We start from the raw sequence: 8,308 nt of genomic DNA on the forward strand, positions 1-8,308 counted from the left end.
GAGGGGAACTGGATTTCGGGTTAAATACTATTTATGCATCTTTATATTAAATTGGTATAAGGAGCAGTTTTTTGTATTAATTTAATTTCATTAAAAATAAATATAACTTCTATTTTTTGACATTTTAAATATTTTTAAATCATTGAAAAATTAAATAAGTAAATCAAAGCAAATCATCACAATGAAGGTATACAGAAATTCATCTAATTACTTGCAAACTATAAAATATTTTTATGCTAATTTGAATAATGGTTTTACGCTGCTAGAAACATTAAGCGTTGTTTTAATGATAGGGACATTATCAGCGATCGCCGCACCTACCTGGTTAAGTTTTGTCCAAACTCAACGCCTCAACACTAGCCAAGGTCAAGTATACAGGGCGATGCGCCAAGCCCAAAGTCAAGCCAAAAAGGAAAGATTAACTTGGCAAGCTAGCTTTCGTGAACAAAATAGTATCGTTCAATGGGCGGTTCATCCTGGTACAGTTAATCCATCTGATGCTAACTGGAACGATTTAAACTCGAATGTCTGCCTTGATCCTGAAACCACCTTACAAGAGTCAAATGGTGTGAGACGCATTCAATTTGATTACCGAGGTAATGTCAGGCAACCACCTCTAGGAAGGATTACTCTATCGACTAAGTGCGGTGGTAAGGTCAAGCGTTGCGTGATTGTTTCCACAATTTTAGGGGCAATGCGAACGGCAAAAGAGCAAAGTAAGATGCAAGACGATAAGTATTGCTATTAATTGCTACACTAGTTTATAAGTAAATGAAGTACACATTTTAATATGATAAATCTTGTGGGGGATGGAAAAAATACCCGCCCCTGTGTACCTCACTCAAAGGCATACTGTGCTGAAATCATCAGACGTTGCTAAACAGCACTTAATTATTTTTACTCGCTACCCAGAACCAGGTCAGACAAAAACCCGACTCATCCCGGCCTTGGGTAGTGTAGGCGCTGCCAATTTACAACGGCAGATGACAGAACGTACCATATTTCAGGTGCAAGAATTGCAAAAAACCAGGGCGATATCTTGGGAAGTGCGATTTGCCGGCGGTAACTTGCAACTGATGGTAGACTGGCTGGGGTCTGATTTAGACTACCATTCTCAAGGTGAGGGTGATTTAGGTGCGCGGATGGTGCGATCGCTAGCTCAAGCCTTTCAATCTGGCGCAGAACAAGTCATAATCATTGGCATAGATTGTCCTGGGATAAATGCTCACATTCTTACCCAAGCCTTTGATCTGCTAGATACTTGTGATCTGACACTGGGGCCAGCCATTGACGGTGGTTATTACTTGATTGGTTTGTGTCGTCTGATTCCAGAATTATTCGTTAATATCGATTGGGGAACTTCTCAAGTATTACAGCAATCTGTGGATATTGCGGAAAAGCGCAAAATGTCACTTGCCTACTTGCCTCCTTTAGCTGATGTAGATATTCCAGAGGATTTACCAATTTGGGAACAGAGTATAAAGTACTAAAGCGCAAATATGAGCTAAACAAATTCCATGTGTTTGTTTGTCTGTTCTGCATATTCTTCCACTCGTTGATCCCAGCCTAGCCTCGTATCTTGCATTACCTGGTGTTTTCTGAAGACAGTCTGGAAAACAAATGCTACTCTAGTGTAGTTTAAAACCAACTTGCATAAATTATATACAAGTATATACGAGACTGATATTTTTGGATAACAGCTAGTACCGCAAGGCGGAAGTCAAAAGTCAAAAGTCAAAAAGCTTATAAAATGGGCTTTTCATGGATTTTGAATGGTCTGTTTATTTACGCCGACTTGTACTAGGTTGATGATCTAAGTTTCATACAACGGTTATAGGAAGAATATTCAAGTAAGTTTAAATAGGATAATCACACTAATACACTACAAATTTGCAAAAATATGACTAATCGTTTTGCTTCTGGAAACGCTGCCCTGACACTCAAGGTAGTGGGAATCATCTTAATTTTGTCCTTTTTACTAGACTTTTTGATTCTGATGTTCCCCTTCCAACCAACAGATAGGGGATGGCAAATCAGTTTAGCCACGGCAATAGTTGACAGGGGCATTGTGCCTTTAGTGGGCATAGGAATGCTATTCGTCGGTTATTGGATTGATGGTGTTGGTGATAGCGGTCCAAGAGGTATAGATATCAGATTTCCCGTGCTGGTACTCGCCAGTTTTTTAGGGTTAATGTTCTTGCTGATTTTTCCCTTGCACTTGAATAACGTCCGCCAAGCTAGCATTCAAAACGTCGAGCAAATCCGCCAAGATGCCGAACTAGCAGAAAATCAATTGCAAAATCAGTTATCCCAATTCCAAGCCCAAATCAACAACGAGCAAGGAAAGGCGCAACTAGAACAGCTGCGAAACCAAGCTAGAAATCAGTTTACCGAGCTGCTCAAAAATGAGGCATCATATCAACAAGCATTGAATAACCCGCAACTGCCCGCAGCCCAAAAAGAATTACTCAAGAAGTTCAAAGCAAATCCCCAAGAACTAGAGAGCTTTATCGCCCAGCAAACAGATCCTCAAGCACAGGCGACTCAAAGAGTCAGCCAAATTCGCCAACGTCGCGAAGAAGCGCAAAAACAAGCCAAAGACAACGCTTGGAAGTCGGGAATGCGAATTGGGATTAATAGTTTGCTGTTATCCATTGGTTACATGATCATTGGCTGGACAGGTTTACGAAGTATGGGTGTTTTACAAGGTAGTAAACGTAAAGTAGCCGCACGCTAATTCACTATCAATGGCATAGCGTGAATGAGTGAAGGTTTGTAGTGAGTGAGGACTTTAGTCCTCACTATTTCCTGTATTTGAAGCTAGGTGGTAAGCATCTGATCGCAGCGGTTCAGCCTAGACGAAAAACTTATTTAGCAATTAACAAATTCCTCTAAAAACCGAGAAATGTTTTCAATTTATATACTGACATATAACGAAGAGCTAGATATTGCGGCTTGTATAGAGTCGGCAATGCTATCTGATGACATCATAGTTGTAGATTCATGCAGTAGCGATCGCACTAGAGAAATTGCCAGTCGGTATCCTGTTCGCACCGTCCAACACGCCTTTGAAAGCCACGGTCGTCAACGCACCTGGATGTTAGAATCTATTCCGCCCAAATATGAGTGGGTATACATTCTCGAAGCCGATGAACGCATGACACCAGAACTGTTTGCCGAATGCGTACAAGCCACCAAAAGCCCCGACTATATTGGCTACTACGTCGCTGAACGTGTGATGTTCATGAATCATTGGATTCGCTACAGCACCCAATATCCCCGCTATCAAATGCGTCTGTTCCGCCACGGTAAAGTTTGGTTTACAGATTATGGTCATACGGAACGGGAAGTATGTAACGGTGCTACCAGTTTCGTCAAAGAGACATATCCTCACTACACTTGTGGCAAAGGTTTAAGCCGTTGGATTGAAAAACATAACCGTTATTCTACAGATGAAGCCAAAGAAACCTTGCATCAAATTGAACAAGGTAAAGTGAACTGGCAAGATTTATTCCTGGGTAAAACAGAAATCGAAAGACGACGCGCCTTAAAAGATTTATCTTTACGTTTACCCGCCAGACCATTTCTGCGCTTTCTGTATATGTATTTTATTTTAGGCGGTTGTCTAGATGGACGCGCCGGCATGGCTTGGTGTACATTACAGGCATTTTACGAATACCTGATTTTGCTGAAAGTTTGGGAAATGAAAAATATGCCTATACCCAGTTTAAATATGGGCTTATCTGACGATGAAGAGAACAAAGCACAAGCCCATCATACTGTTTCACAAACAGGAAAAAAAATTGATGCTATTTGAGTACACCTAACTTTTGATCCTACTGGCAGGATGTTTGCGAAAATCTGCTTTTCCCAGATCCCCAGACTTTCTCATCTTTGACACTCTGCGGTTGAAAAACGCGCAGATTCTCTAAGACTTGGCTTAAAAGGGATAGTCAAATATCCCCCTAGACGCTCAAAACAACTACCAGCACGAAAGGTATTGCAATTGCGCTTACTTAGATCAATTAATGCTTTCCGAGTTCATCACAAGCCAGTTCGGTACGCTCCATGTTTTCCCATTACTTGTTTATCCAGGGCTACAACTTGTGTAGGTACGAGATAAATTAGGGGTTACTCCTTACAAAACACTTCAAAACGTAGATGATTATTCCTACTTGCATATTAATTCTATCATTTTTCATGGTGGTTAAAACCACAGGTGGCGTGTTTCCTCCACTGTCTAAAGCCAAGTGGCTTCCACACGACCCGTGATATTTTTGTGAGGATATTTTTCGATGTTATAATAAATTAAATATTGTTAACTAAATTTTTAGCCAAATCAGTGAGAAGTTAACAAGCTGATCAGCAGCCTCGACTATATATACTGTAAGATTTACAGAATTATCAGCAGCTTTGAATAGCTCGCGGTAAGATGAGTAATATGTCAGAGACTTGCAACAAACGTTTACAAGTTTGACCAAAATCCAAAATCCTCAAGCCCCTAGATTTATCTGTGGGTCGAAGCAAAATCCAAAATCCAAAATCTAAAATTGTTTGACGTGTTTATCTGCACCAGTCTAGGAAAATCAGGTTTTTCTAGGAATAAGTGGATATTTTTAGCGAATTAGCCCAGATGCTCAGGATATTGGGTAGTTGATTTAAGGATTAAATATTACAAGCAATGTCTTCGTAATTTGACAAATATACTGGTATGAATACCAATCACAAAAGTTCCAGTAGCCTAAAACAGGAGAATAGGGACTTGGGAATTAATCACCTAAAACAGGATTTAAAGAATGACTTGATTGCTGGGTTGTTGGTAGTAATTCCTTTAGCAACAACTATTTGGCTCACCATTACTATCGCTAATTGGGTAATCAACTTTCTCACCAAAATTCCCAAACAACTGAATCCCTTTGACGGTCTCCAACCTATAGTAGTAAATATACTGAATCTAGCTGTGGGACTTGCTGTTCCTCTGTTAAGCATTCTTTTAATAGGGTTGATGGCTCGCAATATTGCGGGGCGTTGGTTATTGGATTTTGGTGAGCGACTATTGCAAGCAATTCCCTTAGCTGGACAGGTATACAAAACCCTGAAACAGCTTTTAGCTACCCTACTCAAAGATTCCAACGACAAATTTCGCCGGGTGATTTTAGTAGAGTATCCCAGAAGAGGAATATGGGCGATCGGCTTCGTGACAGGGACTATGAGTAGCGATATTCAAGCTCATATGCCCCGTCCCATGCTCAGTGTTTTCATTCCCAGTACTCCAAATCCCACCACAGGATGGTATGCGATCGTTCCAGAGGACGAGGTAGTCAACCTATCTATGCCCATAGAAGACGCATTTAAAGTTTTAGTTTCCGGCGGTATCGTCTCTCAGAATAACCCTCTACCTGCCCTAGTTATGTCCCAAGAGCGAAATCTAGAAATACCAACCTTAGAAACCAAGCTGCCAATTATCCCCGGCGAGGAAACTTAAAATAAATCCGGCAAAGTTACCAGTAAATAGATAGTATGATTATCTGACTTTGCCACAATTGCTTCATTACTCACCTCTAATCATTAGTGCTTAGGCACTCACTTCCATGCAAGAACGAAAACCCCAACAAATTGCTCGTGAATTGGCACTATTAAGTCTCAGCCAGTTGCCAATTAACCCCAAAAAATTGACAGAAGAGCATCTACCAAAACTAGTGCTAGCCACAGTCCGCACCCTGAGATCAGAAGTGCAAGATACTCTAGATAACGCCACAGGAGAACTGCAACGCAGTAACGAGCGCCTCTTAACTAGCCAAACTCGCGCCTCTGACCTGAATACTGCCAGAAACCTCCTCAAGGAGGCCATTGACTACACCCAAACTGCCATCAATCAACTCGGAGCCGCAGTTGAGTTCCCCGAATTGATTCAACTAGCAAATCAAGACAAAGAAGTGGGCAGATATGCGATCGAATTGGTCAAGGTAATCAGCGAACACCGAGTCATGATCGATGAGGAAATTTCCTCTGCTTTAGTGGATTGGCAAGTGACTCGCCTAGCCCAAATAGACCGAGATATTTTGCGAATCGCTGTGGGAGAAATGAGGTTTTTCAATCTCCCAGACAGAGTGGCGATCAACGAAGCTGTGGAACTAGCCAAACGCTACAGTGGAGATGAAGGACATCGGTTTATTAATGGGGTTCTGCGCCGAGTCACAGAACAAAAAGCAGCCGTGTAGTCTTTGATCCTGACCGTTGTGAGAATCAGCCAGTTGTTTAGGGTGCTTCCCCCCTGTTGGGCAAACTGGCTTTGAGAGGTGAGGATAATCGAAAGGGAGGGATTAAACTTTTAACTAATAACTAATAACTTAAACTCACAACTAATACCTATAGCTGCAATGGTTTTTAATTGGTTCCGCCGTAAATATAACGATTCCTCTGATACCCCATCTGAACAAAAACAGGAAGAAACTCCTCCAGTTCCAGAAGCAGAAGCAGAGCCAGATGTAACTTCTACACCAGATGCAACGGCAGATTTATTGGCCTTTGCTAAATCTGCCTATAAGAATATTCAGCAAAAACAACAAACTCCAGAAGTAGAAACTGCAACTGCGGCAGTGGATGTGGAAGCACTACCAGAAACATCTGCAACGGTAGAAAATGCAACTGCGGCAGTGGATGTGGAAACACTACCAGAAACATCTGCAACGGTAGAAACTGCAACTGCGGCAGTGGATGTGGAAACACCACCAGAAACTCCAGAAGTAGAAACGGCTGTTGAGGCAGTGGATGTGGAAGCACCACTAGAAACGCCAGAAGTAGAAACGGCAACGGCGGAGATTGAAACCGCGCCACCGACAGCACCACCAGAGGCAGTAGCCGCAATTGAGGAGTCATCGACTACAGGCACTGAAGCAGAAACTACACTAGAACCAATAGCACCGAGTAATTTATCCTTTTTAGAACGGGCGGCGGCAGAACGGCAAGCCAAACAAGAACGGCTGATAGCCAGCGCTATTGAAGTACCGACACCGGAAGTATTACCAGCAGTAGCCACCACAACAGAAACAGCCGAAGATATTGACGGATTAGCTTTTGATGAAGGTTTTGTCTGGTCAGCAGAAGTATTAGCCGCTCAAGGTAGACGACCAGAAGATGTTTCTATTGAAGAAATTACTTGGCTGAAAAAGCTCCGCCAAGGGTTAGGCAAAACCCGTCGTAATATCCTCAATCAACTGAAGGCAATTGTGGGGCAGGGGCCACTGAATCAAGCGGCTGTGGCAGAAATAGAAGCCGCACTGCTACAAGCTGATGTGGGTGTAGAAGCCACAGATTACATTATTAGTGCGCTACAGAAAAAACTCTTAGCAGAAGTCACTCCACCGGAGGAGGCGATCGCCTATCTCAAACAAATCTTGCGGGAAATGTTAGATGCGCCATTGCAAAAAGCCCAAACTTCTAGCTTTACCCCAGAAAAAGAAACCTTAAATATTTGGTTAATTACAGGGGTCAATGGTGCGGGTAAAACCACTACTATCGGCAAAATCTCCCACCTCGCCCAAAAATCCGGTTATAAATGCTTAATTGGGGCAGCAGATACCTTCCGGGCTGCGGCTGTGGAACAGGTGAAGGTTTGGGGTAAAAGAAGCGGTGTAGATGTCATTGCCAATCCGGGGAAGAATACAGACCCCGCCGCCGTGGTATTTGATGCGATCGCAGCTGCCCAAGCACGAGAAACTGAATTACTCTTAGTAGATACAGCCGGGCGACTGCAAAATAAGAAAAACTTAATGGACGAACTCGCCAAAATCCGGCGGATTATTGACAAAAAAGCCCCTAATGCCAAAATAGAATCCCTATTGGTTTTAGATGCCACTCTAGGGCAAAATGGATTGCGCCAAGCTGAAGTTTTCGCCCAAGCCGCCCAACTCAGTGGCGTAGTCTTAACCAAACTAGATGGTACAGCCAAGGGAGGTGTGGCCTTAGCCGTTGTACAGCAGCTAGGTTTGCCCATTCGCTTTATTGGAGCTGGTGAAGGCATAGAAGATTTGCGACCTTTTTCTAGCTACGAGTTTGTCGAAGCTCTATTGAGTGGCTAACGCCGCCCTCAAAAGAGGCAGGGGAGCAGGGAGCAGGGAGCAGGGGGAAAGACTCAGAGGACGCTTGTACCCCGCCCCAGTTCAAGCGTCCTTGAAGAACGGGGCTTCTCTGGGAGACCTTCCGTGGTAGTTGTACTATTTACGCTGACCTGTAACTTGCATAACGTAGCCATACTCCGCTTCTATAGCAAAGTCCTCTTAGTACTTTGCTATACTTTGCACTAATT

General features: G+C 42.9%; 7 protein-coding genes. All 7 read left to right on the forward strand.

Annotated features, from left to right (window positions below; genetic code table 11):
- Positions 1-181 precede the first annotated feature (181 nt).
- Positions 182-748 (forward strand): pilus assembly FimT family protein, encoded by a 567-nt coding sequence (locus AACX33_RS03370; protein WP_194002738.1) that lies wholly within the window; start codon positions 182-184, stop codon positions 746-748.
- A gap of 106 nt (positions 749-854) precedes the next feature.
- The gene (locus tag AACX33_RS03375) at positions 855-1,490 is read left to right on the forward strand and encodes a TIGR04282 family arsenosugar biosynthesis glycosyltransferase (RefSeq protein ID WP_194002736.1); all 636 of its coding nucleotides are present in this window, start codon (positions 855-857) and stop codon (positions 1,488-1,490) included.
- 410 nt (positions 1,491-1,900) lie between these two features.
- Complete coding sequence (gene hpsJ-B, locus AACX33_RS03380; protein WP_194002733.1) at positions 1,901-2,737, forward strand: hormogonium polysaccharide biosynthesis protein HpsJ; 837 nt, start codon at positions 1,901-1,903, stop codon at positions 2,735-2,737.
- A gap of 168 nt (positions 2,738-2,905) precedes the next feature.
- Positions 2,906-3,817, forward strand: coding sequence for a glycosyltransferase family 2 protein (locus AACX33_RS03385; RefSeq protein ID WP_194002731.1), 912 nt, complete (start codon positions 2,906-2,908; stop codon positions 3,815-3,817).
- A gap of 894 nt (positions 3,818-4,711) precedes the next feature.
- Entirely contained in the window at positions 4,712-5,485 is a 774-nt protein-coding gene (locus tag AACX33_RS03390; RefSeq protein ID WP_194002729.1) for a DUF502 domain-containing protein, read from the forward strand.
- Between the two features lie 106 nt (positions 5,486-5,591).
- Positions 5,592-6,221, forward strand: coding sequence for a transcription antitermination factor NusB (gene nusB / locus AACX33_RS03395; RefSeq protein WP_194002727.1), 630 nt, complete (start codon positions 5,592-5,594; stop codon positions 6,219-6,221).
- A 159-nt stretch (positions 6,222-6,380) separates the two neighbouring features.
- Positions 6,381-8,081, forward strand: coding sequence for a signal recognition particle-docking protein FtsY (ftsY, locus tag AACX33_RS03400; protein ID WP_194002725.1), 1,701 nt, complete (start codon positions 6,381-6,383; stop codon positions 8,079-8,081).
- The last annotated feature ends 227 nt before the right edge of the window (positions 8,082-8,308 follow it).

Source organism: Nodularia sp. LEGE 04288 (assembly GCF_963896525.1).
Classification (GTDB): Bacteria; Cyanobacteriota; Cyanobacteriia; order Cyanobacteriales; family Nostocaceae; genus Nodularia.

Excerpts from the sequence above, each read along its gene's own strand:
- ftsY (WP_194002725.1), top strand. The coding sequence starts at position 6,381 with ATGGTTTTTAATTGGTTCCGCCGTAAATATAACGATTCCTCTGATACC.
- nusB (WP_194002727.1), top strand. The coding sequence starts at position 5,592 with ATGCAAGAACGAAAACCCCAACAAATTGCTCGTGAATTGGCACTATTA.
- AACX33_RS03390 (WP_194002729.1), top strand. The coding sequence starts at position 4,712 with ATGAATACCAATCACAAAAGTTCCAGTAGCCTAAAACAGGAGAATAGG.
- hpsJ-B (WP_194002733.1), top strand. The coding sequence starts at position 1,901 with ATGACTAATCGTTTTGCTTCTGGAAACGCTGCCCTGACACTCAAGGTA.
- AACX33_RS03385 (WP_194002731.1), top strand. The coding sequence starts at position 2,906 with ATGTTTTCAATTTATATACTGACATATAACGAAGAGCTAGATATTGCG.
- AACX33_RS03370 (WP_194002738.1), top strand. The coding sequence starts at position 182 with ATGAAGGTATACAGAAATTCATCTAATTACTTGCAAACTATAAAATAT.